26 protein-coding genes and 1 riboswitch are annotated in these 26,940 nt (G+C 39.3%); of the genes, 20 read left to right on the top strand and 6 right to left on the bottom strand.

Annotated elements, in window-relative coordinates:
* Positions 1–62 precede the first annotated feature (62 nt).
* Positions 63–593, bottom strand: coding sequence for an ECF transporter S component (locus IRB43_RS11635; RefSeq protein ID WP_203363650.1), 531 nt, complete (start codon positions 591–593; stop codon positions 63–65).
* 344 nt (positions 594–937) lie between these two features.
* Between IRB43_RS11635 and IRB43_RS11630 the strand changes: the two genes are divergently transcribed.
* Both IRB43_RS11630 and IRB43_RS11625 read left to right on the top strand, forming a co-directional pair.
* Entirely contained in the window at positions 938–1,900 is a 963-nt protein-coding gene (locus IRB43_RS11630) for a tRNA dihydrouridine synthase (RefSeq protein ID WP_203363649.1), read from the top strand.
* Between the two features lie 262 nt (positions 1,901–2,162).
* Complete coding sequence (locus tag IRB43_RS11625; protein WP_203363648.1) at positions 2,163–2,696, top strand: YehS family protein; 534 nt, start codon at positions 2,163–2,165, stop codon at positions 2,694–2,696.
* A 318-nt stretch (positions 2,697–3,014) separates the two neighbouring features.
* On the opposite strand, the gene IRB43_RS11620 is transcribed toward IRB43_RS11625, so the two are convergent.
* Positions 3,015–3,386 (bottom strand): VOC family protein, encoded by a 372-nt coding sequence (locus IRB43_RS11620; protein WP_203363647.1) that lies wholly within the window; start codon positions 3,384–3,386, stop codon positions 3,015–3,017.
* A gap of 480 nt (positions 3,387–3,866) precedes the next feature.
* Here IRB43_RS11620 and IRB43_RS11615 point away from each other — a divergent pair, with 480 nt between their 5' ends.
* The gene (locus tag IRB43_RS11615) at positions 3,867–4,865 is read left to right on the top strand and encodes an NAD(P)/FAD-dependent oxidoreductase (RefSeq protein WP_203363646.1); all 999 of its coding nucleotides are present in this window, start codon (positions 3,867–3,869) and stop codon (positions 4,863–4,865) included.
* Positions 4,866–4,955: 90 nt separating this feature from the next.
* Here the strand turns inward: IRB43_RS11615 and IRB43_RS11610 are convergent, their stop codons facing one another.
* Complete coding sequence (locus tag IRB43_RS11610) at positions 4,956–5,396, bottom strand: Hsp20/alpha crystallin family protein (protein WP_203363645.1); 441 nt, start codon at positions 5,394–5,396, stop codon at positions 4,956–4,958.
* A 106-nt stretch (positions 5,397–5,502) separates the two neighbouring features.
* Positions 5,503–6,915: a glycoside hydrolase family 18 protein gene (locus IRB43_RS11605; RefSeq protein ID WP_203363644.1), complete on the bottom strand. Its 1,413-nt coding sequence runs from the start codon at positions 6,913–6,915 to the stop codon at positions 5,503–5,505.
* Between the two features lie 190 nt (positions 6,916–7,105).
* On the opposite strand from IRB43_RS11605, the gene IRB43_RS11600 reads away from it, so the two are divergent.
* The 11 genes from IRB43_RS11600 to IRB43_RS11550 all read left to right on the top strand — a co-directional run bounded on the left by IRB43_RS11600 (position 7,106) and on the right by IRB43_RS11550 (position 18,785).
* Positions 7,106–7,669, top strand: a complete 564-nt coding sequence (locus IRB43_RS11600) for a hypothetical protein (protein WP_203363643.1) — start codon at positions 7,106–7,108, stop codon at positions 7,667–7,669.
* A 24-nt stretch (positions 7,670–7,693) separates the two neighbouring features.
* Complete coding sequence (locus IRB43_RS11595; protein ID WP_203363642.1) at positions 7,694–9,058, top strand: plasmid pRiA4b ORF-3 family protein; 1,365 nt, start codon at positions 7,694–7,696, stop codon at positions 9,056–9,058.
* An 11-nt stretch (positions 9,059–9,069) separates the two neighbouring features.
* The gene (locus tag IRB43_RS11590; RefSeq protein WP_203363641.1) at positions 9,070–9,798 is read left to right on the top strand and encodes an SDR family NAD(P)-dependent oxidoreductase; all 729 of its coding nucleotides are present in this window, start codon (positions 9,070–9,072) and stop codon (positions 9,796–9,798) included.
* A gap of 340 nt (positions 9,799–10,138) precedes the next feature.
* Positions 10,139–10,402 (top strand): DUF2533 family protein, encoded by a 264-nt coding sequence (locus IRB43_RS11585; RefSeq protein WP_203363640.1) that lies wholly within the window; start codon positions 10,139–10,141, stop codon positions 10,400–10,402.
* A gap of 1,566 nt (positions 10,403–11,968) precedes the next feature.
* Positions 11,969–12,871 carry a YiiX/YebB-like N1pC/P60 family cysteine hydrolase gene (locus tag IRB43_RS11580; RefSeq protein WP_203363639.1) on the top strand — a complete coding sequence of 301 codons (903 nt, stop codon included), beginning with the start codon at positions 11,969–11,971 and terminating at the stop codon, positions 12,869–12,871.
* A 99-nt stretch (positions 12,872–12,970) separates the two neighbouring features.
* On the top strand, positions 12,971–14,161 hold the full coding sequence (locus tag IRB43_RS11575) for a hypothetical protein (RefSeq protein ID WP_203363638.1): 1,191 nt from the start codon (positions 12,971–12,973) through the stop codon (positions 14,159–14,161).
* 254 nt (positions 14,162–14,415) lie between these two features.
* Positions 14,416–15,366, top strand: coding sequence for a sensor domain-containing diguanylate cyclase (locus IRB43_RS11570; protein WP_203363637.1), 951 nt, complete (start codon positions 14,416–14,418; stop codon positions 15,364–15,366).
* A gap of 254 nt (positions 15,367–15,620) precedes the next feature.
* Positions 15,621–16,052, top strand: a complete 432-nt coding sequence (locus IRB43_RS11565; RefSeq protein ID WP_203363636.1) for a hypothetical protein — start codon at positions 15,621–15,623, stop codon at positions 16,050–16,052.
* Between the two features lie 103 nt (positions 16,053–16,155).
* A complete protein-coding gene (locus IRB43_RS11560; protein ID WP_343070866.1) occupies positions 16,156–17,262 on the top strand; it encodes a serine hydrolase in 1,107 nt (368 codons plus the stop codon).
* A 62-nt stretch (positions 17,263–17,324) separates the two neighbouring features.
* Positions 17,325–18,230, top strand: a complete 906-nt coding sequence (gene hprK, locus IRB43_RS11555) for an HPr(Ser) kinase/phosphatase (RefSeq protein ID WP_203363634.1) — start codon at positions 17,325–17,327, stop codon at positions 18,228–18,230.
* Between the two features lie 15 nt (positions 18,231–18,245).
* Positions 18,246–18,785, top strand: a complete 540-nt coding sequence (locus IRB43_RS11550) for a hydrolase (protein ID WP_203363633.1) — start codon at positions 18,246–18,248, stop codon at positions 18,783–18,785.
* A gap of 87 nt (positions 18,786–18,872) precedes the next feature.
* Here the strand turns inward: IRB43_RS11550 and IRB43_RS11545 are convergent, their stop codons facing one another.
* Entirely contained in the window at positions 18,873–19,034 is a 162-nt protein-coding gene (locus IRB43_RS11545) for a hypothetical protein (RefSeq protein WP_203363632.1), read from the bottom strand.
* A 365-nt stretch (positions 19,035–19,399) separates the two neighbouring features.
* Positions 19,400–19,487: riboswitch (cyclic di-GMP riboswitch) on the top strand.
* Between the two features lie 90 nt (positions 19,488–19,577).
* On the opposite strand from IRB43_RS11545, the gene IRB43_RS11540 reads away from it, so the two are divergent.
* The 6 genes from IRB43_RS11540 to IRB43_RS11515 all read left to right on the top strand — a co-directional run bounded on the left by IRB43_RS11540 (position 19,578) and on the right by IRB43_RS11515 (position 26,380).
* The gene (locus tag IRB43_RS11540; protein ID WP_203363631.1) at positions 19,578–21,557 is read left to right on the top strand and encodes a collagen binding domain-containing protein; all 1,980 of its coding nucleotides are present in this window, start codon (positions 19,578–19,580) and stop codon (positions 21,555–21,557) included.
* 159 nt (positions 21,558–21,716) lie between these two features.
* Positions 21,717–23,042: a short-chain fatty acid transporter gene (locus IRB43_RS11535; RefSeq protein WP_238941969.1), complete on the top strand. Its 1,326-nt coding sequence runs from the start codon at positions 21,717–21,719 to the stop codon at positions 23,040–23,042.
* Between the two features lie 125 nt (positions 23,043–23,167).
* Positions 23,168–24,445, top strand: a complete 1,278-nt coding sequence (locus IRB43_RS11530) for an MFS transporter (RefSeq protein WP_203363630.1) — start codon at positions 23,168–23,170, stop codon at positions 24,443–24,445.
* Positions 24,446–24,512: 67 nt separating this feature from the next.
* Positions 24,513–25,370: a protein-glutamine gamma-glutamyltransferase gene (locus IRB43_RS11525; RefSeq protein ID WP_203363629.1), complete on the top strand. Its 858-nt coding sequence runs from the start codon at positions 24,513–24,515 to the stop codon at positions 25,368–25,370.
* 297 nt (positions 25,371–25,667) lie between these two features.
* Entirely contained in the window at positions 25,668–26,102 is a 435-nt protein-coding gene (locus IRB43_RS11520; RefSeq protein WP_203363628.1) for a hypothetical protein, read from the top strand.
* Positions 26,090–26,380 (top strand): YxcD family protein, encoded by a 291-nt coding sequence (locus tag IRB43_RS11515; protein WP_203363627.1) that lies wholly within the window; start codon positions 26,090–26,092, stop codon positions 26,378–26,380. The genes IRB43_RS11520 and IRB43_RS11515 overlap by 13 nt, the downstream gene beginning before the upstream one ends.
* A gap of 58 nt (positions 26,381–26,438) precedes the next feature.
* On the opposite strand, the gene IRB43_RS11510 is transcribed toward IRB43_RS11515, so the two are convergent.
* Complete coding sequence (locus tag IRB43_RS11510; RefSeq protein WP_203363626.1) at positions 26,439–26,933, bottom strand: OsmC family protein; 495 nt, start codon at positions 26,931–26,933, stop codon at positions 26,439–26,441.
* Between the last annotated feature and the right edge of the window lie 7 nt (positions 26,934–26,940).

Raw genomic sequence — 26,940 nt, 5'->3', positions numbered from 1 at the left:
AGTGTCGGTTGCATTTTCTTTATTAGCTTCGAAGATACTTATGCATTTTTTTGCTATGCTGTTTATTTGACAATTTTCTTTAAGCGTCCTGCCAGTGGTGAGACAATGAGACCAGCGATGACGACTTGCATAACGTTTCCAGGAATGGAGCCGAACGGTTGGATCCAGTTTCCGTAAAGGATCACTTCCGCAAAATAGTAGCCGACGACTTTGATCATCAGCGCAGCGACAATGGCAATTGTGTAAACAACAACTCTTTTGCCGGGCATCTTTTCAGAGATGAGACCCGCTGTAAAGCCCATAGCCCCTACGATAACGAATGTAAACGGTGCCCATACTGTCCAGCCAGAGATAAGGTCGAATAAGGCCATTCCGAAGGCACCGGCGATGGCTCCCGTTTTTCTGCCGTAAAGGAAGGCGGCGATAAAGAGAGGCACATTTCCGAGATGAATGAGACCACCGTTGCCCATGATAGGGAGCCTGATGTTGATGAACATCGTCGCTACCAATGTTAATGTGATGAAAAGTGCATTGATGACTAGAGTTCTTGTTGTCATCTTAGTCGCGCTTCTCGATGAAAGTGTTGAATCCATGTGAGAACCTCTTTCTTTTTTAATACTATCATACTCTTAATCAGACACTTAATAAATAGCTAATACTATTTATTTGCACAGGTAAAGAAGTCATGATGAAGATGGTTTGATATAAGTTACTAAGCATGATATAAGTGTAAAAGAAGTGGAACATTTGGCTTTGAGAAATGTCTAGCTCCAGGCGCCATCGACTCGAGGTCACAAGCCAATCCGTCCAGAAGGTTAAAGAGCAACCTTCTAGCCGGATCGTCTTATGCTTGTCGCCGATAGGCGGGCGCCTTGCGCTTTTCTTATTTGATCGAGAGTTTGAAGTTGTATCCATAGTGAGAGGATTTGAGTTTGAAATGATAAATAATTTTTGGCGTGATTTACCACGACCATTTTTTGTACTTGCACCAATGGAAGATGTGACAGATGTTGTGTTTCGTCACGTAGTAAGTGAAGCCGGTCGACCGGATGTATTTTTCACAGAGTTTACAAACTCGGATAGCTATTGTCATCCAGAGGGGATGAAAAGTGTGCGTGGCCGTTTGACTTTTACAGAAGATGAACAGCCAATCGTGGCACATATTTGGGGGGATAATCCCGAATACTTCCGTCAAATGAGTATGGGTATGGCAGAGCTAGGATTTAAAGGTATCGATATTAATATGGGTTGCCCTGTCCCGAATGTGGCATCGAGAGGGAAAGGTAGTGGCCTTATTCTGCGTCCAGACGTTGCGGCAGAACTTATTCAAGCAGCAAAGATCGGTGGACTGCCTGTCAGTGTGAAAACACGACTGGGCTATAAGGAGGTTCAGGAGTGGGAGGGGTGGCTAACGCATATTTTAAAACAAGATATTGCAAACCTTTCTATTCATTTACGTACAAGAGAGGAAATGAGCCAAGTAGATGCTCATTGGGAGCTAATTCCGGAAATCAAAAAATTACGCGACCGTATCGCACCTAATACGCTACTAACCATCAATGGAGATATTCCTGACCGTCAAGTTGGGCTACAGCTTGCGAAAGCATATGGTATTGATGGCGTTATGATCGGGCGAGGTATTTTTAAAAATCCTTTTGCTTTTGAAAAAGAGCCAAAAGAGCATAGCAGTAAAGAATACCTTGATCTTTTAAGACTGCAGCTGAATCTTCAAGATCAATATGCGGAAGTACTTCCACGTTCCATCACAGGGCTTCATCGCTTTTTCAAAATTTATGTCAAAGGATTCCCTGGAGCTGCTGAATTAAGAAATCAATTGATGAACACGAAATCAACAGATGAAGTGCGTGCATTGCTTGATAACTTTGGGAAAGAATGTTGATGGGACGGCGATAGTGAAATGATGTAACTCTCAAAAAGTTATCCCGCATTAACGGGCTGTAAGACTCCCACCTCAACAGGGCAGAAAAAGCGCAGGCATGTAGGTGGGAGATCAACAGCCCGTAAACGCCTGATCCGTTCAACTAACAATCAGTGGGGGATGAAGAAAACCCTCACTGATTGAAGTTTCACTTTATATTAAGCATGTTAAAGGATACGCTTTTACTGCTGGATAAACAACCAACATTTTAGGAGGACAAACAATGGCTATAAGTAATAATGATATTTTAATTAGAGTAAGATATGCTCTAGATATAAAAGATATAGATATGGTGGAGATATTTAAACTTGGTGGCGTTGAAGTAACAAAAGAAGAAGTACGAAAGATGCTGACAAAATTAAAAAATAGTTACTATGATGAATTTGACGATGATCGTGATGTAGTTGAAAATGATTACGAAATAAAATGCAATAATGTTATGTTAGAGTCATTTTTGAATGGTTTTATTACTTTTAAAAGAGGAAAACAAGATCCAAAACCAGGGCAACCGGATAGACAAGCAATATCTTTAAAGAGTAATGGCAGTGTTAATAATCTCGTTCTAAAAAAATTGAAGATAGCACTATCATTAACAAGTGAAGATATGCTTGATATATTAGAAGACGTAGGGGTCATCGTAACAAAAGGAGAATTAAGTGCTCTATTAAGAAAAGAAGGTCATAAAAATTACAAAGAGTGCGGTGATAAATACGCAAGAAATTTCTTAAAGGGACTGGCTGTAAAGTATAGAGGATAAGGAATCGTTTAATATGGGGCGGGTTTCTTGTCCCATATTATTTGTACAAGCTTGCATGCGTTGATTTTTATTTCTATTTATTTCCTTTTATGTATGCAATAGTATTAAGAGAGCTGTGTCTTCTTTCTGAAGATGAAATGTAAAGTAGGAGCATTTGATGAAGGTGAAGAGTCAACCTCAACCTCTTCTAGTTAAGACAAACAAGTGCATTTTAATTGAGTTAACAAATCCGTGTTAAATAAGTTGATGGTTCTGAGAAAGTACCCCAGAACCATCATACATAACAATGGAAAGACAACGGAAAACGCTAAATACATACTACTCATAGCTGCAAAATTCGAGCAGGTTTCCGTCGGCGTCACGCAAGTAGATCGATTTCATCTTGCCTCTGACGCCGTTTTTTTCAAGAATATCTGTTTCCAATACAATCCCCTGTGCCTCTAGTTCTCTTTTAAAACAGTCAATGTCTCCACCAATTTCAAAACATAAATCAGTGCTTCCTATTTGTACATGGGCTGCATGAGGAGAAAGTTCTTTTCCTAAAAAGTGAACATTGATTTTGAAGTCTCCGGCAAACAGCTCATATCGTCCGTTTGTCTGTTTGGCATGAAAGCCTAATTTTTCATAAAAGGCAATACACTGATTCATATCGGCTGTGGTAATCACGAGATGGTCAATTTTTCTTATCATTGATGTTCCCCTCTTTTTTTATTGTGATAAATCCCTTTAAGTGTATATTGCGCTAAAATATGTCCATCCATTTGTTTATAAAGATCATTCATGAAATGGGCTTCCATTTTCCTTTGATCATATCGTGGACAAGCTCTAGTGGACATGTGTATTCTTTTCTGATTTTCAAATGGTGGCCCCCTTGTCCGTTTTATCCCGCATTAACGGGCTGTAAGACCCCTACCTCAACATGATCAGAAGAAGCGCAGATGTACGTGTAGGTGAGGGATCAACAGCCCGTAAATGCCCGATCCGTTCAACTAACAATCAGTGGGGGATGAAGAAAACCCCCACTGATTGAAGTTTCACTTTATTTTCTATAGTAGCACGAATTAGGGAACGAGGGACTTGATCTTATATCCAAAAAACACTTAAATTTGCTCTCCTATCTAACAGGGGTGGATAATAACAGAAATATTTGATAAAAAGGGGAGTAAACGGATGAACAAAGTAAATACACTCATTATCGGAGCTGGAATTTCTGGTCTTCTTGCCGCGCATACATTACAGCGACTTGCAATAGGTACATTTCATATTATTGATAAGGGTCGCAGTCCCGGTGGAAGGTTCGCCACGAGAAGAATTGCTACAGGGACGTTTGATCATGGGGCACAGTTTTTCACAGCGAGAAGTGAAGAATTTCAAGCATTAGTGGCACAATGGGAGGAAAAAGGGTGGATTCGACCATGGTTTACAGAGAAGCATCCGCGTTATGTTGGAGAAGGGGGGATGAACCGGTTAGCCAAACGCTTGGCGGAAGGGGTGCCTGTTGACTATCAGTGTGAAGTCACACGGATTAGTGCGTCTGATAATGGCGGGTATGTTGTGGAAGGGATGCACACAGGAACACGGCAATTATTTCATTGGCAAGCAGATACAGTGTTGCTGACGAGTCCTCTTCCTCAAAGTGTAAAGTTATTAGATGCAGGTGGCCATTTGTTGACAGGTGAGCAACGAGAGGTGTTAAACAGGGCAAAATATGTGCCGACGCTTGGGGTATTACTCAAAGTGAACGGGGAAGTGAATGTTCCGCATGGATATTTACGGGAACCAAAACGAGGGATGATTTCATGGATTGCTGATAATCAGCAAAAAGGAATTAGTGCTAGTGGTGCAATCACTGTTCATATGGATCATGATTGGTCGAAGCGTTATTTTGAGGAGGTGGATGATGCTATTGTTGAGCAAGCGTTACCACTTATACGAGAAGTAGCTGGCCATGAGTGGACAACCGAAGAGGTTCAAGTGAAACGCTGGCGCTATGCACAAGTGGAACATCCAATTCAGAGAGATTTTTTAGACATAGGGACGGCTCATTCTCTTGTTCTTGCGGGAGATGCATTTGCAGGTCAGGAAGAAACGACCGCCACTCGAGTAGAGCATGCGGTTTTATCTGGTATTCGAGCGGGCGAATACATAGCGAAGCATCAAAAGGAATAGGGGCGGTTCAAAAAAAGTCGAAGAATCCGCTCACAAGGTGAAAAAAAGCATTCAGAAAGTCAGTTAAAACTGACTTTCTGGATGCTTCTTTTAGTGGAAGTCCACGTCAATTCTCTTTTTATTCGTCTGCATTTGCTTTGGCATAGTTACTTCTAGTACCCCATTTTTGTATGTTGCTTTTACACCTTCCTCAGATACGGAAGTGGGAAGTGCAATTGTTCGGTGAAAGCTGCCTGTATATCTTTCTCTTCGATGTATATTTTCGTCTTTCATTTCATTTGTTCGGTTGATCGAGCCGCTAATGTGGAGCACATTATTTTCAATATCAATGTGTACATCTTCTTTTTTCTCTAGTCCTGGAATGTCACAAGTCGCAATGACGGCATTGTCTGTTTCGTGTACATCCACTCTGATGTTTCCGAAATGACGAGCATCATTTTCGAAAGCAAAAGGAAATTCAGAAAACACTCTGTCAAAGTCTCTTCTCATATTCGATATTTGTCTAAAGGGATCATAGGGAAATAAAGCCATTTTTTTGCCCTCCTTTTATCATTTTGACAGAGTTATGTTTAACAATTTAGCACATAATTATTCTGTTTAATCATTAATACAAGGAGAGCTAGCTTGATGCAGATCCTTAACGCAACTTCCGTATTCGAAAATTTCCGTCAAGTAATACCCAGTTTTGCGGGAATGGATAGCCAAGCACCCAGTAGCTGACTCCACGCAAGCCGTAGTCCTTTACTAAGTCAAATTTAGCTTGGGCGCTGCGGGCATCTTCAAACCAGACTTCGTGCTGGCGGCCTCTTTCGTCCCAATAACGATAAAATGGGGATTGGGATGTTTCATCGTATTGAATAACTGCATTATATTTGGCTACTCGGCGAATGGCTTCTTGCATATCAAATGTTTCCGCTTCTTGACCTTGCACATGAGGAAGTAACCAATCCCGAGCGTACACTTGGAATCCGAGAAAAATTTTATTTCTTGGAATGACGGTGATGGCATAATCGAGCACGCGCTTCATTTGATTAATGGGAGAGATCGCCTGCGGAGGTCCGAAGCGATAGCCCCATTCATATGTCATCAATACAACAAAGTCGGCAATTCTTCCGTGAGCCGCATAGTCATGGGCTTCATATAAAAGTCCTTTTTGTTCAGCGCTTATTTTCGGTGCAAGAGCGGTGGAAACAGAATATCCTTGCGGGCGCAAACGATCTACCGCACGCTGTAGAAATTGATTATACAGCTCGCGGTCAGCTGGAAATACATTTTCAAAGTCAACGTTTAGTCCAATATATCCTTTCTCTCTCATAATGTTTTCAATATTGATTAATAACCGGTTTTGCAACAGTGTACTAGAAAGAATCGTATGAGCTAATTGCGAGCCAGGATCTTCGCTTGTGAAATTGGTAATGCACATTAATGGAGCCACTTTTTTTGCTTGAGCGGCTTGAAGGATGGCTGTGTCGTCAATGGGATCTAGTCCGCCATCTGTTCGCATTGTATAAGCAAAAGGGGAGGCGTAAGTTAAATAATCACCAACCTCGCGAACTTCTCTTCCGCCTTGTTCTCCTTCGTTGATCGTATAGGCATTTACTTCAATGACCGGTTTAGGAAAAGGAATGATCAATATTGTTCCTTGAGAAATCGCATTAGGGTTTTGAATTTGATTTGTTTGCATAAGTTCTCCAACAGTGACGCCGAATCGCTGAGCAATTTGCTGTAAGCTTTCTCCACGCTGAACGGTATATGTCCGCGCTGGAATAAGCAACATGTCTCCCGTATTGAGGTTCGCTGTGCTGCTCATTTTGTTTGCTTGAGCAATTGCTGCGACTGTCACGCCATATCTTCGGGCAATTTGCCATAAAGATTCTCCTGCACGAACCGTATGGCGACGGACCATGCTCGGAATAATAATCGATTGGCCAATCACGAGCTGATTCGGGTTAGGCAGCCCATTTGCGGCAATAAGTTGTGAAACATTCACACGATAACGATTAGCGATACTCCATAACGTTTCTCCTCTTTTCACTACATGAATAATCATTATGTCCCTCCTCCGATTTCAATATATAGCTATATGTATGCCATTGAACTTCAATGTAGAAAGGGACAATGGATTGGACACCTTGTCCCCCAATTTTCAACTGAATTGAAACTTTACGCTACATCACTCGTATATAAGGTAGGATTATTTAGCACCTTGTTATAAACATCAAAGTAAAGTGGTGATTGAGTTGAAATTATTTTTGTGTGCGTTATTTTTCAGTGTGATGGGCTATTATAGTTACAAATTTATTCAAGTATTGCTGAAGATGAATCAGAACGTAGTGTTACCGATTACGGATGACGAACTTCAAGCGTTACGGAAATATCCTGAGAAGGCTGTCAATTTTCCGACGTTTTCTAAACAAAAAGGCGGCATTATCGTATATTCTCTCGTGCTTTTATTTGTACTGGTTATGTTTATTTTAGGACTATGTATAAAGGGGTTTGATTGGTCTTTCTTTCTATTAATTTTTTTGCCGTTTACTCATTCAGATAACTTATTAAATATGTTTGCGGTAGTTGAAGGTGGCGTCCTAAGTGGCAATCGCTTTATTCCTTGGGGTAAAATAAAGTCATTTCAGTTCGTTCCAATTACGATGGATCACCGATTTTACGGTTTTGACAAAGAAGTGAATGCAGGATATGAATTGATTATTAAGACAAAGCTCTTTTCTACTAGCTGTGTTGTTACTTCGGATGACATGAAGGAGAAGTTGACGGCAGTATTAAGTGAACACGTAGCTCATGTATAGAAGGAAAAAAAGAGAAGGTGACATATGAAAGCATATATTATCAAACTAACATTTGAAGATGTTGAACCAGTAGTGTGGCGCCGTGTCGTTTTGCCAGCAGATGCAACATTTCATCGGCTGCATGAAACCATTCAGCACGTGACAAATTTTCAAAGCGAGCTAGAGCCGTATCATTCTTTTGGTGTAGAAATAGGTGAATGGTTTGTTACTAATAATGAAGTTCTTCAAAGCGAAAAGCATGTGAAGCAACCGTCACGTATCAAAATAGACCCGTATTTAGAAAGAGACGGTTCTTTTATATATGATTATGATTTTGGCGATAACTGGCGCATTAAGGTGGAGCTAGAAGAGACAGTCGATGATTATTATTTTGGGTTTCCGACTTTGCTAGAAGGGGAGGGAACAGCACCACCTGAAGATGCAGGGGGGCCTTTTGGTTATAAAGAGTTTTTAAAGGTATACCATGATCCAACCCATCCGGAGTTTTTACAAACCGTTGCTTGGGCAGAAAAGCAACGATATGTACCATTAGATATCGACTACATTAATGACAGTTTAAAGTATGTGAAATACAAAAAGACCGAGTGGAGCAAAATTGATCATAAGAACTACGTCATTATTTCCGATCAGTACCGTCGTTCAGATTTCATCGACCTTGATGATATTCCTAATAAGGAGCTCATTTGTCAGTACGCTATCGCTTGTGTCCATCTTTATGGGCTGATTGACTATTCGAAGTTTCTAGAAATATATAATGGACAAAATGAGCCAGCTCTTTCAAGAAAGGAGCTAATGGCGATTTTGAAAGATCCGCACTATGCTATGCAGATGGAAGAGGCAGATGTGTTTATACATGATCAAGCATTTATTCATCATGCTATTGAATTATTTGATGACTATGCTAATTTTTATGTAGAAACTTTAGGAAAACCATTTTACGTACCTGAAAAAGAAGAATTGCTTCGTTATGTAGATGACTTTTATATTGAGCGTACACCAGAGCAAGACAAGCTCGCCCGTATGTTAGCAAAGGACTTCTTCGGTGGCAGTACATTAATGGTTCACGAGGAAATCGAAGAACTTGTCACTTATTTGCAAGCGAGCCAGTCTGACTTTCAATTAACCGTTCAACAGTTTTTACAGCGCTTTGAATTCAAAGATATGAAGCAGTTGAATGAATATGTACGTGTCATCACCGCGATTGCGAATACAACTCGTATTTGGGAAAACAGAGGTCACACCCCAAAAGAGTTGGCTGAAATGGAGAAGCATTATTTAATCCCACTTCCAAACCAGTCAGTGACAACTGCGGGGACAGGCAAGGTTGGACGCAATGAAAAATGCCCTTGCGGCAGTGGGAAAAAATATAAAAAGTGTTGCGGAAAGTAGGGTTGGAGCTTATGGAAGAACAAATAACAAGCAAAGTCTGCGTCATCACAGGTGGAACAGGTGGCATCGGTTATCATCTTTCTTTAGGATTTCATAAAGCGGGCTATCAGGTGATTGCCCTAGATATGAAGCAGCATAAGCCCTTAGCAGAAGGTATTGATTTTATCGAAACAGATGTGAGCAAGCAAACGGATATTAGTCGCGCGTTTGAGCGAATTAAAGCTAAATATGGAGCGGTACATGTACTCATCAATAATGCCGCTATTTCTACGTTCTCCAAACATATATCAGACATTTCCATTGAGGAATTTGATGAAGTAATTGATGTCAACTTGCGCGGTAGTTTCATTTGCGCGAAGGAATTCATTGAAGCCAACAGCGGACAAGACTATGGGCGAATCATTAATATTGCTTCGACGAGATGGAATCAAAATGAAGCGAATTGGGAAGCGTATGGTGCTTCTAAAGGCGGGCTCGTGTCACTAACTAACACACTGGCGGTTTCTCTTAGTGATACACCAATTACGGTTAACGCCGTGAGCCCTGGGTGGATACAAGTAGAAGGATATGAAGAGTTGGGAGAGCAAGATCATGCTCAGCACCCATCTGGACGTGTTGGTCGTCCGCGCGATATCGTGAATGCCTGCTTATTTTTAGCGGACGAGCAAAATGATTTTGTTAATGGGCATAATTTAGTGGTCGATGGTGGGATGACGAAGAGGATGATTTATATGGAGTAGCCGGATAGTATGAAAAAATAATGATCATTGAATCTTATAAAAGGCGGTGGTTCTCGTTTAGAGAGCTGCCTTTTTTTGTGTTTATAAACGGAGTGAAATAACGAAAGGTTATAGGTGATTTGATATTTCTCACTAGTCCAATACAAACGTTTTTAGATATTTTTCCAGTGTTGTTGGATTCGTTAAAAACGGTGTATTATGCGGTTCGTAACTTATTTTATTGATAACTGTTTGTTAGCTACTTTCGCTGAAAAGTATCGAAAATTAGCAATTTGCAATCTTTAGTTTTTCTTGTGAACTTGTTACTATAGAAAGTAGACTAATTATAGGAGGAATAATCATGAGTGTACATAAAGATCTTATATTACATGCGGAAAAGCAAAATAAATTATATAGAGAGTTTGCCTTGTTAGATGAGCAGCGTGAGGCGTATATTGCAGAAGCGGTAGAACTGTGTAAGGCTGGGAAGGAGTTCACGACGGAGCGCATTAATGAAGTGACGGAGAAAATTAATGTGTTAGCGAATCATCGATTGATCCCCACTCGTAAGGTAGTGACACCTGATATGGTTCGGGAGTATGTGGCGAAACTTGTAGTAAGTTAACAATCAGAATCATTCATTACAACAAAATGATATGGCCTTTTCCTAGTATTTTATTAAGGGAAGGTCATTTTTTTTAGTGCAAAATGGTAAATGAACAACATATGGAGGAATTAACATAGATAAGGAGACGAAGAGAACAATTGTAAAGTCTTTTTTCATAAAAAGACTTTACAATAGAGTATAGTTCGAATTATTTTCAGATAACAAGCGTCAAAATCCTTTAAATGGTCTTTGTCATGCTTACAGAACTAAGATTCCAAAGTCAAATTTACCCCCATTAGCACTAATTTATTGGGATAAAATGGTGCCGGAGACACTTGTTATGCAATCTCATGGAACAAAGAAATTGATGACAAGGAAGTACCGTTAAGCATAGCTCTAGAAAACGCTGTTGGAATGGATATGCCGTCCATTATACCTTGTATTCCAAATGAACTTGCTTATTTTGAAGCTGAGCAAGGAACCCCTCTATCTCCGAGATTTTTACTTAAAAGAAAACGATCAATTATTGTATGAAAAACAGGACTTTGGACTTCTAATTTAGGAGTCCTATTTTTGTATTAAAAAATTATCTTTTATGTTCTTTTTTGGTGATTGAGACTGTGCCATCTTTAAATATAGGAGGATTGTATTAATTTACAGAAAAATGCAAAAAAATATTGGGCAAGTTCATTGTTTTCTATATAATGTAAGAGGGATGAGCGGAGAAACATGTATCTAACACAAAGTAAACAATTGAGTTTTTTTGAGTAATCCAACTAATTAAAAAAGCTATCTTGCTACGAGGGGAATTCGGAATATTTAACGAAGTACTGTCTTTGTCAATATTGTTTTACGAAAAATGAAAGTTTGCAAACTTTTTCGAGTAAGTGTTTCTCAATGGAGTTTGAAAGTGTTCAATCTAACCTCTAAGAGTTGTTTTAGTGTGATGAAAAAGAGTACGCCATTGTCATAATGTTAAAATGCCTTAATTGTTTAAAGAAAGGCGGAGGATTTGCGCCAGCGCTTTTTTGAACATTTTCGATACTAAAGGCGTTTTCTTTCGTGTGGCATTTTTTAAGTTATGTAGCGTATTAACGTTAGTTAAGATAAACGTGTGCGAAGATCAAGGAAACTTCGCATAATTCCCTGAAAGAATCGCCTATCCTTTACGAGTTCATCTCTCTATGAACAACCCTGTGAAACAATCGTTATTAATATCCGGCTCCATAAACTAGCTTTTTGTATTGGTTCAGATTTAGTCTCTTTTTTAGTAGAGGGCAAGAACTCGAATCAATCAATGAAACAACTTATATTAAAAAATGCTCAATTTATTGTTGACTAAAGTTTGAACAGCAAAATGCTTTACTTTGTGATTGGATATAACATAGCAATTAAAGAAAGACTTAAACAAGCAAAGTGTAATGTTCTACATCATCCCTTAATGAAACACAATGTAGCACATCTTCACTAGTAGAATAGAAGATGTTTTTATAGGTAGTTTTGGTAGAAAACATGTTTTGAACGAATGAATTTTTGTCTTCTTTGTCAAGAGAAATTATATTAAAAATATAAGGAGAAGAACGCATGAGATTTAAAAGATTAGTTAGTCTGTTAGTAAGTTGTACGATTATACTGAGTCCAGTAGCTACATATGCAAAAAATGATGATGTTGACCAGAATGTTCAAAATGAAATTCACTCAAAAATCGTAAAAATAGATAATCTACTTAAAGAAATCCAATTAGCGGGTAATAACTCTAAGTTGAGCAGTTCGAGTAATTCAGTAACTCGTGGAAAACTTAATCAACAAAGATTTTCAGATGAGGTAAATGCTGTACATGTTGAAGTTGAAAATTATTTTCGTTCCTTAGATTCAAGTGAATATTATAAAAGTCCAGAGTTTAAGAAATTGATAGAAAAGCTAGATCAATTGGATTTAGCAGTAGATAAAAATTATAAGGAAAATGTTAGCGGAAAGGCTGCTAAAACGTGGCGTTACGGGGATATACTCTTTTATAGTATAGGAAGTAAAAATGCTATCGGTGAAAGGAGCTTTACGGGACATACAGGTGTACTATCGACAACAAAATATTTTGTAATTGAAGCATCCAAAACAAAGAATAATGGAGCGAAAGTCCATCATTGGAATAGAACTAACTTATGGAAAGGCGCTAGTGGAATTAAACAGTATAAAGTCACAAGTAAACTCGGTAATAATGCTTCTACGGCTGACCGAAAGAAAGCTGTTAAGTATGGCTTAAATCAAGTGGGAGAACCATATTCTTTAAAAACATCAATTTTTTCAGATAACAAATGGTATTGCTCTAAGCTAACTATGAGACAATGGTATAATGCTGGTTACGATTTAAGGGGGGCTAGAGGTCTTACTTGGAGTGGATTCTTGCTTGTAATTCCAAATGATATTCAAATTGATGCTAATACTCGTTTATATAAGGATTGGGGAAGTAAAACTCCTGAACTCACTTAATGTTTTATTTAGTGATTTAAATAAGAATAACGAAACAGAATGAATCTCTACAATGTGGAGATTCATTCTGTACTTTTCTTTATATGTATTGGAGGAAATATGAAAAGGAAATTATTATTTATTGGGCTACTTATAGTGTCGGTGTCCGTTTTAGTATTAATTTATAGTTTGAATAAGTCCAACCAAGAAAATAATCGAATTGTTGTAAATAGTATGGAGGAGTTTCAGCCAACTAAAAAGGGGAAAGAAAGTCAGTACTTATTATTTTATCCTGCTGACAAAAGAAATTCACAAGACTATACTTTTGTGAGAGAGGTTTCCAAAACGGGAGAGATTGTGAAAGAATATGAGATTAGAGATGATACATTTAGAAGGATGTCCGTTCATCAGAAACCTAACGAACTCAATAAACTCTACATTTCCTTTTTTGGAGAAGCTGTTATAGAAAATTGGTACTATACTTACGATATTGAGCAAGGTACGTTTAAAAAAGTAGATTTAGATTATTTCAATTTTGATGTAGGTGTAGATCATATAAAACATTACGGCTCTAATGTTTTATTTCAAAGTATGGTTTCATATAAGACCGGAGATCAAAATACCAATAAAAATAATGACTTTAATATGTCGATTACAAACGATACAACTAAAAATAGTTATGAAACAGAATATGGACGTGCCCCCAATTGGACGCCACTTTTGCAATTTGAAGATAAAATCATCTACGCTGGAAGCGGTCAGGTGAATGATGAGGGAATTGCTGATAATAATTTTGTAGGGCTAATAGATAGTAAAAATAAAAAAGCAAATTATATGAATTTTAATAAGGGGCTTACAGAATTTTATCCTATTTATGCTACAAGTAAAAATGCATTTATTATGAATGATGAAGGAAAACTTTTTGTTCTGGATAGAAAGTTGAGTTATAAAACCTATGAAATTTTCAAAGACTTACCCCAACAGGATAAATACTATGATGTTGAAGGATCACTTTTATTAAACGAAGAGACTGCTTTATACAGTATATATAATGAAAAATCGGGCGTATCATTAGGTGTATTGTCGTTTAAAGATACCCCCTCATTTACTGTGCTTGATGAAAATTATATAAATAAAAAAATGACTTATCGAATTTTGTATCAAAATACAAAGGAAAAAGAAATTTATATGATAGAATCAGACGGAAATGGTAAAGGAAATTTACTTGTAGTAGATACTCAAACTTTTAATCTAATTAATAAAATTCCAATTGAAGAAGATCATTTACTCGATTTTGTTGTGAAACTATAACATGATGCAAAATACTTCGAACGGAGAAATGTTTTAGGTAATTAGCTTTTTTACTAAAAGCTCTTTCTGTAAATTAAAACTTCACTTGTTGATATGTAGGTGTTACAGTCTATTCATTAGGAATAATCAGATACGGCCTTTTCCTGTTGTTTTATCAGGGAAAGGCCGTTTTTTTCTAACAGTAGCTTATCAAATATTTAGATGGGTGAACTGTTACTATATACATACGAAGTTCGTAGGAATGAGGGAGATGGATGGTTCAAGAAGTTTATGTAGGGGTAATCATTGGATTTTTTACTGGTATGTTATCTATGTATGGGCTGTTGAAAATTCCACAGGAAAAGAAACAACAAAAGTACCTTGAATTATTAGCTCATTCAAAGGATCTCTTGTATTATTACGAGCTGAAACCGAAGCGTCAGTTCAAGTATGTATCTCCTGCGGCAGATGTGTTTTTTGGAGAAGGAACAGTAAAGCGAGCTTATGAAGATCCGGATGTTCCTTTTGAGCATATTCATCCAGATGATGTACAGTTGCTAGTGAAAAAGATTAAAGGTGAGCTGAATTATGAAGAACCTATTATTCAAAGGTGGATCGATTATGGAGGAATTTATCGCTGGTATGAAGAACATGCCACTCCTATTTATGAAGCGGGAGAGTTAGTTGCGATTCAAGGGGTGATTCGCAATATTGATGATAAAATGCGGCTGCAGCAAGAGTTGGAATATCGTGTGTACCATGACAGTTTGACATCGATTCATAACCGTGAATTTTTTGAACGGGCGATGACAAAGTATGATGAAGAAGTGGATATTTCCGTAGGCATTATTTTATGCGATTTAGATCAATTAAAATATTACAATGATCATTTTGGACATAAAGTGGGCGATGATTTGATTATTGAAACCGCTCATTTATTGAAGCAATTTGCTAATGAACAGACAATGGTTGCTCGGATTGGTGGAGATGAATTCGTGTTACTAATGAGTGGTGCTACGGAAGCTACTGTCCATGACCTTATAGCTCAAATAGCATCTGCTATTGATGAGTATAACAATAGTCAGAACGAGCGCCCTATTAAGCTATCCATTGGTTCTGCTTATCACCTTCATTCTCTTGGACAAATGACTCAGCTGTTTGCTCAAGCTGATGAACAGATGTATGCGGATAAATTGGAGCGGAAGCAGGGGGTGGTAGGGTCTTAAGAGAGAGTAATAAAAAGAAAATTTTTTATTTTTCATATTTTTAGTTACATACGATTATTTGAAATTTGATGTGTTCAACTGGTCAGAGAATTTTTTAAAATCTTTCATCATCTCAGCTACTATAATACTTTTAAATGTGTTGTTTAGAAGGAATGAAAAAGCTGTATGATAACTATTCATATGAAAGTCATTAACTGAATCGATCATATTATTTGAAGTTTGAAGACTAATTGATTTGTTATAGGGAGAGGCGAATGGGAAAAACAATGAATGTGGTCATCATTGCACTATTAATGATCGAATGCCTGCTCTTATATTTTTTCCAGAAGAAATATGCAGATATAATGGGCACAATTCATGTTACAACTTTTTATGTTGTGGCTGTTTTAGCAAATATCATGTTTATTTTTAGTGAGAGAAAGACCGCACGATTCACGGTCAATGTATTGTCAGTGTTGTTATTATTGGTCATTCCTAGCTACTTCTTTATTACAAAGCCTCAATATGAAGTGAATGAAGCTTTAGAGATGCTAGAAAAAAATTATCAAATAACGATGGGGTTTCATCATAATCAAAAACATCACGAAGACCAAGTCTATGTGTTTTATTCAGAAAAGCTAGATGCCTATTTTTATTTTAATCCTTATACAGGAGAGGTTGGCGATCTGAAACAGGAGAGTTTATAAGTTTTGTTAAAAGCACTTTCTATTCAATGGAAAGTGTTTTTATTTTTACGAAACCAAATGTTGGATCATTCGTATATAACGTTAGGAGGTGTCACGGTTGAAAATGATACTTTGGGTAGGTATTGGGATCGTCGTTACTGTCGCTTTAGTGATTGGAATTGGCATTTGGATGTTTCAAAAGGATGATCCTGAATATATTTTGGAATTTTTAAAGGAGAACGCCGAGAATAAAAATGTTTCATTATCGGTTAAGCATAATAAGGAAGAATGGGTGGGGGTCAATGACCGAGAGCCGCTTCCACTAGCGAGCACAGTCAAAACGATTGTAGCGATTGCATATGCCAAGCAGGCAGCGGATGGGCGAATTGATCCGCAACAGCCAATAGCATTTAAGGAGTTAAACACTTATTATGTCCCAAAAACGGACGGTGGTGCGCATGAGGCATGGATTGATTCGGTAAAAAAAGATCAAAAAATGGATAGTGTTCCTTTAAGTGAAGTGGCAAAAGGCATGATTACTTACAGTTCTAATGCAAATACCGACTATTTAATCCAAGTGCTTGGCCTTGAAAATATCAATCTTGTTCTTGAAGAGGTAGGTGTGAAGAGTCATGAACCGATTTATCCGATGGTTAGTACATTGTTTGTTCCTTTGAAGCTTATGAAAGAGAAGAATCTAACAAAAGAAGAAACATTGAAAGCCTTAAAAGAGATGGATATGGATGAATATCGTAATCGAGCGATCAAAATCCATCAACAATGGCAGAAAGAGCCGCCTTCGGATAAAGAGAAGGAGCATTTGGTGAAAATGCTCGATATGGATTTTCAAAAAGTCTGGTCCGATCGTTTGTCGCGAGCAACGACAACAGATTATGTGTCCATCATGGAAAAACTCAATAGCAAAACATTCTTCAATAAGTCTGTCTATGAACATCTAGATCCTGTTATGGAATCGTTAATGAACAATCCGAAAAATCAGGAATGGCTCATACATGCCGGGCAAAAAGGTGGATCGACTGCTTTTGTGCTCACGATGGCGATGTACGCGACTGACAAGAAAGGGAATCAAGCGGAACTTGCCTTTTTTGCAAATGATTTAAGCCGTTTAGAGCAAAAAAAGCTTTCACTGAATATGAACAGTTTTCAGCTTAAATTTTTAACAAATGACGAGTTTCGCAGGCGTGTTCAAAAAGAACTTGCTTTTTGGTGATCATCACAAAACGATTTTCATAAAAATCTGATATAATTTGTGGTATTAAAGGAGTGGTTGGGATGAAATCAATTACAGTGGAACAGCTCGTTCGCCAGTTCTCATTGGAGGTCGTGGCGGGCGGAGAGTATTTGAATCGTCCGGTTGTTCAGTCAAAGACGGCTCGTCCAGGGTTAGAATTTATTGATTACTTTGACTTTTTGCCGATGGAGCATGTTCAGATTCTTGGTCGAAACGAAATCAATTATTTACAGCAATTAAGCGATGAAGAGCAGAAGCGAAGAATCAGAAATATTATGAAATATCATCCTCCATGTATGATCGTGACAGGGAAAAAGGAGGAGTTGACGCATTTAAGGCAATGCTGTGCGGAAGCAGGAATTCCTTTATTGCGGACCGAGGGGCCGACGACGGTTTTTGTTGCGAAGCTGGATACATATATGTTAAAAATGTTAGCCCCAGAAACAGCGATACATGGTGTGTGCGTGAATGTTTCTGGAATCGGTGTTTTGCTGCGAGGTAAATCGGGAGTGGGCAAAAGTGAGACGGCTCATACGTTAATTGGTCGCGGACATCGGCTAGTGGCGGATGATATTGTTGTGTTGAGGAAGCTTAGTCCACGAACATTGCTTGGTACTCATAATGAAACGAATAAAGAATTTCTTGCCTTGCGGAGCATTGGTTTGTTGAATGTCGTGCGTTTGTATGGACGGAAGGCGTTTCAAGATGAAACAAGAATTGCGCTTGATATTGAATTAACGAAATGGGAGAACAATTCGTTAAATAATGAGTTAGAGGTAGAAGCTAAGTCTACAGATTATATGGGTGTGCAAATTCCCCATATTCAAATTCAGTTACAGCCAGGTCGAGACGTGGCAGGGTTAATTGAAGCGGCGGCGAATAATTGGTATTTAAGGCAACAAGGGTACAGTGCCGCGGAAGAGTTCATGAAGCGATTGGATTCTTAAAAGGGAGTGAATCATATGCTGAAAAAAGATGAAACGGTGTTTGTGTTAGTGGATGTGCAAGGGAAGCTAGCTCGCGTCGTTCATGAGAGCGTGACAATGATCCACCAGTTACAGAGGCTACTTAAAGGGTTACAAATTTTAGACATCCCGATCATTTGGTTAGAGCAGTACCCGGAAGGTTTAGGGGCGACGATTGAAGAGGTTGCCGATGAGTTATCGGGTATTGAGCCGATTAGCAAAATGACATTTAGCGGCTGGCAAAATGAACAGTTTAAGCAAGCAGTGGAAGCGACGGGGCGTAAGCAAATTTTAGTGGGCGGCATTGAAACGCATATTTGTGTGTATCAAACGAGCGCCGAGTTGAAAGAAGCAGGATACGAGGTACAAATCGTGGCGGATGCCGTGTCTTCCCGAACGTTAGCGAATAAACAAATCGGTCTTGAAAAAATGAAAGCGCTTGGCATATTGCCAACCAGCGTGGAAATGGCGTTATATGAGCTGTTGAAATCAGCAGATACCGCCGAATTTAAAGAAATTTTGAAAGTGGTTAAATAAGGGCTATCCTCTAAGTCGATGTTTCGGCCTAGAGGATAGCTTTTTTCTATTTTGATGGAAAAGTGAGTAGGAGAATGATTGAAATTGCTATTCTTCTTCACTTAGTCGATTTTTAAATGCTTCGTACGTAGCGATATCATCAATTGGCTCCACTTGTTCTCTCTGTTTCTGTGCTCCTTTGGCAATCTTGTTTGTGTAATTTCCCGGATTGCCTTTTTCTTTATGATTAAAGCCTTTTCCGCGTCCCATGTGTCTTCACTCCTTTCGCTTTTATTTTTAGTGTTCTTCCTGCTTAAAAAAATATTCTTGCTGAACATGGCATGATCTAATATCTCCAAAATGATATTGCCGCATAATAAAATTTGATCCCTCACATACACCTCAACATGACAGAGGTGTATGTGAGGGATCAACAGCCCGTAAACGCTCGATTGGTTCAACTAACAATCAGCGGGGGATGAAGAAAACCCCACTGATTGAAGTTTCAATTCATTTTTTCCTTTTAATGGTTTAAAATATTTGTTTTTTATAATGTTGATTATTGATAAATGAGTCTATTTTACTATTTACTGATTAAAATCTGTTTGGTAACTTTGTAAAGTTCGTTTAAAAATTGTTTTTTTTGGCACACCATTTGAAAGAATGGGTCGCAAAGCTAAGAGTCTAAGGTAATGAATTTACTAAGATCGTCTAGCCGCAAAATTACTTTTGTGGCTAGACGATTTTTTGCGTGTTAAAAAAGAAGAAGATAGCGGGGATATGATGAACAAAAATATAAAAAAGAAAGTCATAATGATTACAGTAATTTTCTTCTGTTTATTTATGATTATAAATTCCTATGCATCGGTTGCATATGCTCAAACAGTTAATGTGGTCGATTCAATTAGATTATTGGATTCAAATGGTCAGGAAAAAGTATCTTTTAATGAATATGAAGACGTTAAAATTGAAGTACAGTGGTCTGCTAAATCTCCTGTTCAGGGAGGCGATCAATTTATATTGGAAATCCCAAAAGAATTAAGGGGATATAGCGGTAGTTTTCCAATGGCTGGTCCGGATGGAAATTCATATGGTCAGTGTGTGGGAAATGGGGCATTATTAACATGTACTTACGATGATTTTGTCAATGGAAAAGTTAATGTAAAGGGATCTTTGTTTATTGCTTCGCAGATTAAAGAGATTCAAGAAGAAACAACAGTAGTAAAAGAACTGGAATTTAAAGTGAATGGCCGAAGTGAATTCGTTTCTCTTAGCGTTGCTGGTCATCAAAGCGGCGCACCGACTGAGGTTGTAGATGAGCTTTTAAGAAAAGACGGAATTATATATGAAGACTCTAGTGATCAAGTGAATTGGATCGTCCGCGTCAATCAAAATAAAATGCCTTTGGGACAAGTAGTTCTTAAAGATACAGTTAAAGGTGGACATCAATTTATTAAAGGATCCATTAATTTAATAAAAGTAAATACCGATAGTTACGGTAATATTATAAGTCAAGAAGATGTTAATCCAAGTCAGTATCCATATCGACTAATAGAAACAGAGTCCGGATTTGAACTATTTCTTGGGAACCTTTTTGGTGAAACATTTATGGTTTACTATCAAACAAAAATTTTAGATCCTTCCCAAGCATTTTTTGAAAATGAAGCGACTTTGTTGTCATGGAACAATAAGCCAATCATTGTTTCATCACAAGCTAAAAACTATAACGCGGGTGGAAATATCCAAGGAGAGAATGGACAGCCGCCGGTGACGGAAGAAAATGTGACAGTGCCACCGGAGCAGCCACCAGTTACAGAAGAAAATGTGACAGTGCCACCAGAACAGCCACCGGTGACAGAAGAAAATGTGACAGTGCCACCGGAGCAGCTACCAGTGACGGAAGAAAATGTGACAGTGCCACCAGAACAACCACCGGTGACGGAAGAAAATGCGACAGTGCCACCAGAACAACCACCGGTGACGGAAGGAAATGCGACAGTGCCACCAGAACAACCACCGGTGACGGAAGGAAATGCGACAGTGCCACCAGAACAACCACCGGTGACGGAAGAAAATGTGACAGTGCCACCAGAACAGCCACCAGTTACAGAAGAAAATGCGACAGTGCCACCAGAACAGCCACCGGTGACGGAAGAAAATGTAACAGTGCCACCAGAACAGCCACCGGTGACGGAAGAAAATGTAACAGTGCCACCAGAACAGCCACCGGTGACAGAAGAAAATGTGACAGTGCCACCGAAGCAACCACCGGTGACAGAAGAAAATGTGACAGTGCCACCGAATCAACCACCGGTGACAGAAGAAAATGTGACAGTGCCACCGAAGCAACCACCGGTGACAGAAGAAAATGCGACAGTGCCACCAGAACAGCCACCGAAGCAACCACCGGTGACGGAAGAAAATGTGACAGTGCCACCGGAACAGCCGCCGGTGACAGAAGAAAGTGGGACAGTGCCACCGGAACAGCCGCCGGTGACGGAAGAAAATGTGACGGTCCCACCAGTTCAACTGCCGGTGCCAGAAGAGAATCCAACTGGGTCGGAAGAAAATACAAATACAATACCTGAGAAGCAGCCAATATCATCACAGACACCACCAGTAAAAAAGCCGGACTCATTACAACCAGTATTGACTTCCTTACCAGCATTACCAAGATCGAATAAAGAAGTATTGGTTAAAAATGATACTTTGCCGAAAACCGGGGACTCAGGCATGACTCCTTCGCTGATTGGAAGTATTTTGATTTTATTAGCTATTCGTTTAAAACTTTAATATAAAACAGAAACCTTCTTGTGAAATCGCGAGAAGGTTTTTTGTAATTGTATGATTTTGTCAGTATCTGTCTATGAAAAGAAAGAGGAAATGAGAAGAAACGATGGAATATGTATAAAAAGTTAGAAAATTTTGTATATATGAAAGGGAGGAAAAAGGTTGAAGGTACTAATTTCATTGTCCAACAAGTTAATGCAAAGGTATTTACCAGATCCGTTCTTATTTGTTATTATTCTTACTTTTTTTGTCGCTGGTTTATCGTTAATTTTGACTGACAGTACCCCGATTCAAGTGGTGGAGTATTGGGGTGGCGGATTTTGGAGTTTATTGGCATTCACGATGCAGATGATTCTTGTACTTGTCACCGGTCATACGTTAGCAAGCAGTCCCTTTTTTAAAAAAATATTGGGGAATTTAGCTTCGATTCCGAAGTCGCCTGGACAAGCGATCGTTCTTGTTTCCATTATTTCTTTGTTAGCATGCTGGATTAACTGGGGTTTCGGTCTTGTAATCGGGGCTTTATTTGCCAGAGAGTCAGCGAAGAAAGTGGATGGGGTTGATTATCGACTGCTCATTGCCAGCGCTTATAGCGGATTCCTTGTATGGCACGGCGGGTTATCCGGTTCTGTACCGCTGACGATTGCGACACCGGAGCACTTTACGGAAAATCTCATTGGGATTGTACCAACAAGTGAAACGATTTTTTCAACGTATAATTTAGTGATCGTTGCGGCTCTGTTTGTGACAATTCCACTCATTAATCGTTTGATGATGCCGGCAAAAGATCAAACGGTCGTGATTGACCGCTCTTTACTCGAAGAGACGGATTCATTGCAAGCTGCCACAGTCGAAGCGGCGGAGTTAACGCCAGCTGATCGCTTAGAAAATAGTCGAATCATTTCGATTGTCACAGGAGTGTTAGGGCTTAGTTTTTTGGCGTTATATATTAAAAATAATGGTTGGAACTTGAACTTAGACATCGTCAATTTTATCTTCTTATTTCTTGGGATTTTATTACATGGTACACCGAAGCGTTTTTTAGAGGCGGTTGGAAATGCGGTGAAAGGAGCCAGCGGGATTATTATTCAGTTTCCATTTTACGCAGGATTAATGGGGATTATGGTTTCGTCTGGTTTAGCGGCAGTACTATCTGAAGCTTTTGTATCTATTTCAACAGAGAGCACGTTCCATGTGCTTGTCTTCTGGAGCGCGGGTCTTGTGAATTTTTTTGTTCCTTCAGGTGGAGGCCAATGGGCAGTTCAAGCACCAGTTATGCTTGAAGCGGCTCAAAGCATGGATGTATCTATGGCGAAAACAGCGATGGCGGTTGCTTGGGGAGATGCTTGGACAAATATGATTCAGCCGTTTTGGGCATTGCCGGCACTAGCGATTGCCGGATTAAAAGCTAAGGATATTATGGGGTTCTGTCTCATTATTTTATTTGTAAGTGGAGCGGTTATTTCTTTAGGGTTGTTTTTATTTTAAACTGTGAAGTGCTTCCTTTTCATGGAGGCACTTTTTTTACGCTCTCACGTCTAATCATCTCTTTTACATCTTTCCTCAACAATTGTAAATGCTAAATGAAAGATGAAAGGATAGGAGGCGGGGGCATGGCTCTGTTTGGAAGTTGGAGGGAAAGCAGCTTTCATTTAAAAGTACTGCTTGCAGGAGTATTATTGGCTCATCTCGGTACATATATGGTGGTGCCGCTTTTGCCCATTTTTCTAAAAGTGGAGAAGGGGATGACGGTTGCTCAAATTGGATTGATTTTGGCCATGTCTCCTTTTACGTACCAAGCGAGCAGTTTGTTGAGCGGCTGGCTTGCGGATCGGATTGGCCAAAAAGGAGTGATGGCTGTTGGCGCGTGGCTGAATGGAGCAGCGATTGCCGGTTTTGCTCTTTTTGATTCGCTTGGACTTTTGATTAGTATGGGACTTCTTAGCGGATTAGGTGTTGGTTTGAATGCCCCCGCCATCAAAGCAGCAATCGCCGCTTTGGCAGCAGGTGAGGATCAGAAAACCACCGCCTTTTCTTTAAGGGGAGTGTTGGCCAATGTAGGAATCGCACTTGCTGGTTTATTAACTTATTTCGTGTTAGGCAGAGCTTTTTCGCTTATTTTTTATACGGCAACGGGTCTTTATGTTTTATTTGGATTCATCAGTTTAGTGATGCTGCCAAAAGGATGCGGCGATCGGCCTTGTGAAACGGTGTCATTAAAGTCATATATAGAGATTATCAAAAATAAAGCGTTTATGGTGTTTTCTTTCGTGAGCGTGTTGATTTGGGCGTTGTATACGCAGTTGGCTTTGAGCTTACCGTTGCGGGCGGAGGATATTTTGCCGAATCCGAATGTGGTCAGCTTAATTTGGACGGTGAATGCTGTGATTGTTGTTGTATTGCAAACGCCGATTTCTAGGCGGTTTATTCAAAAAACACATCCTATGTATGTGCTCGCGTTAGGTGTACTGTTTATCGGTGGCGGGCTTGGGTCGATTTATTTTTCGACGAATTTCTATTGGCTAATGTTGAGTGGAGCCATTTTTATTATTGGTGAGATGCTGATTTTGCCAACGATCGATGTGACCGTATCAAGGCTGGGAACAGCAAAAATGATGGGCGTGTTTTTTGGGATTACGAATTTTGTGGCTGGTGTGGGAGAAGGAGCCGGCAAATTTGCGGGCGGCCAATTGCTTCGCTTAGGCACAGCTTCATTCATTCCATGGCTGACTTTTGCTTTGGCCGCTGTCGTGATTAGCGGTTTGCTCGTCATGTTGCGATTTTGGGAGCCGTTGCAATTCTCAAGGACGAGAAAAAGTGAAAATGTGGGGCGGCCGGCTTATGCTTCTTTATGGAAGTGGATGTTGGGTAAGAGAAGTCCTGCCAAATAACATTTAGGCATGATAGAGCTTTTCAGCGAATAGGGTAGTAATAATGTGTGGTAAAAGGGGAGATCGCATGATTACAGTAGCAGGAATGCCCTTTCAGCAAATGAACAATTGGCCAGCTGGCAGTGTGGAATATAAGATTATTCAAGAAATGAGTAAAGCGCCTGTCGTGTATGCTTATTCATCTATTAATCATTTATTATTTGAAGTGAATATGCGAAAGAGTATCATCAAAAGCGCTAGAGCTTTGAATGACAGCAGCGCTCGGTTTGCTGTATTTGAAACGTCGCGTGCAAATCCGCGATATTGGTATGTCACACCGTTTGGAGGGTTTCAGCAAAGACAAGATGTGAGGCCCTCGGATGCGATTTTAGATATTTATAAAAATAGTTCGCGCTATGCGTTTGAATGTGCGACGGCTAAAGTGATTGTCTATTATTATGCGGTGCTCAACGTGCTTGGGGAACCGGTGTTTAATCAAGCATTTCCATCGATTCATTTGTACAGCTGGCATGCTGATCCTGATCTTGGACTAAAGGCGAGGGACTTGGAGCATGTTTTACCAGGGGATGTCGTGTATTTTAAAAATGCTGAATTCGATCCGAATCAGTCTCAGTGGCGAGGAGAAAATGCGGTCGTCCTTGAAGATGGAACGTATTATGGACACGGGCTTGGGATCGGCACAGCGGAACAAATTATTGCTGAATTAAATAAAAAAAGAAAGCCTGGTGCTAGTCAACCAGCTTATTTGAGCAAATTAGTAGTAAGACCGTCCTTCCATCATCTCGCTAATTTGGCGTTTATAAATACAAGAGGGAAACATCCGCATGCTGTTATTCAGCATAATCAAGCATCGGTCTCCTATGATTATTATTCATTCTTACTGCATGCTGCGTATCAGAAATGGGGAAGCTATGTCAGCCGCTGAGTAACTTACTTGACATTTATTGATGATTTCGGTAGGCTATTAGTAAATAATGAATATTCCTTATAAGGGGAGTAGCTTTAACAATAAAGTCGTCATTACGGAGCGCAGGCTCTCGGCTTTATTGGCAACTGTTCATGTTGTTAGCAAGACCTTACCTAGAACGGTATAGGTCTTTTATATGTTTTTCGGCCTATACCATACGCGGTGTAGGCCTCTTTTATTGATGAGAAGGAGGTTCAGTTTGTCACAAAAGATCGTCAATGCCAAAAAATTAAAATAAAAAATGGAGGGTTTCCAATGATTAAAAAAATAATGGCATCTTTATTAGTGTTAAGTTTGTGTTTAGTACCAGTTGGACAAGCGTTGGATCAAAATGCGTATGTTGCGAGTGCAAAGAAGTATAAATCGGGGAAAAAATCATATGACTCCAATTCGACGAATAGCAATAGTCCTTCGACGTTTAAAAAAGATAATGAGAAGAAAGATTCGATGACGACAGCGAAAAAGTCAACGGCAACGAAGTCTAACAAAGGCGGTCTGTTAAAAGGACTAATGCTCGGAGGTCTGGCAGGTTTACTACTTGGTGGCTTACTCGGAAATCTTGGCGTTTTAGGTTCAATCCTTGGTTTCATGATTAATATGTTGGCCATTGTCGCGATTGTGATGATTGTTCGTAAAATCTTTACTTCATTGAAAAAGAAGCGCAAGGATGACGAAGCATGGCAAAAATAAAAATTTCTGAACAAGATATCGTCAACGCTCTTTGTTTGCATCTAGCATATCAAAAACAAATTTCCCCTCAAGAAGTGGAGATAGAGTTAATGTATGATGATGATTATGGTTTCTCCGCTGAAGCATATTGGGCAGGGCGCAAGCAAATTTTAGCGACGGTTCACATGATTGAAGCCCTTCGCTTTTGGTTGGATCAGGAAATGAACATGGACCCGTTTGCTGCGGGGATTGAATTGGTTCTTGATGAGGAGGAGGGAATTATTGCTTTTGTGAGGTGAAAGTACAGAAAAAGGATTCAACGTTCGGATGCGTTGAATCCTTTTTTGTGCCAATGATTTAGTTTATGATCTTGAGTCGAATGTCTTTTTTTAAGCTAGCTAGTACAGGAGACTTGGTTAAAGCAATTTCGGCGATTTCTTGAATTTGTTCTTTCGTTCCGTCTGTATCGACGTTAAGGTGAATGATTGGGTTTAAAATGCCGCCGTCCCCTTCTTCAATTCCTAAAAATACAGCCGCATTTAAATTCGCTTCAATTGTTATTTCTACTTGGCTTAGTGTAATGCCTTTTTGAGTGGCTATCACTTCAAAGGTAATAGCAAAACAGCTTGCTGCTGCGCCAATTAAATATTCGACTGGGTTTGGTCCTTTGTCTGTTCCGCCTAACGGAGCAGGCTCATCTGTTGTGAGAACCGGGAAGTTGCGGATCGCGAGGTTATTTTGTACGCCATCTTTCCAGTTTACTTGAGCGCTCCATTTCGTCATCCCTAATGATGGATCGTTTTGAATCCCCATGGCTGTTTGTTGTAAAACTTCTAAAGAAATGTTGTTCATGATTCAT

Source organism: Bacillus sp. REN10, from assembly GCF_016820555.1.
Classification (GTDB): Bacteria; Bacillota; Bacilli; order Bacillales; family Domibacillaceae; genus Bacillus_CE.
This window is presented reverse-complemented; position numbering and strand designations above follow the sequence as displayed.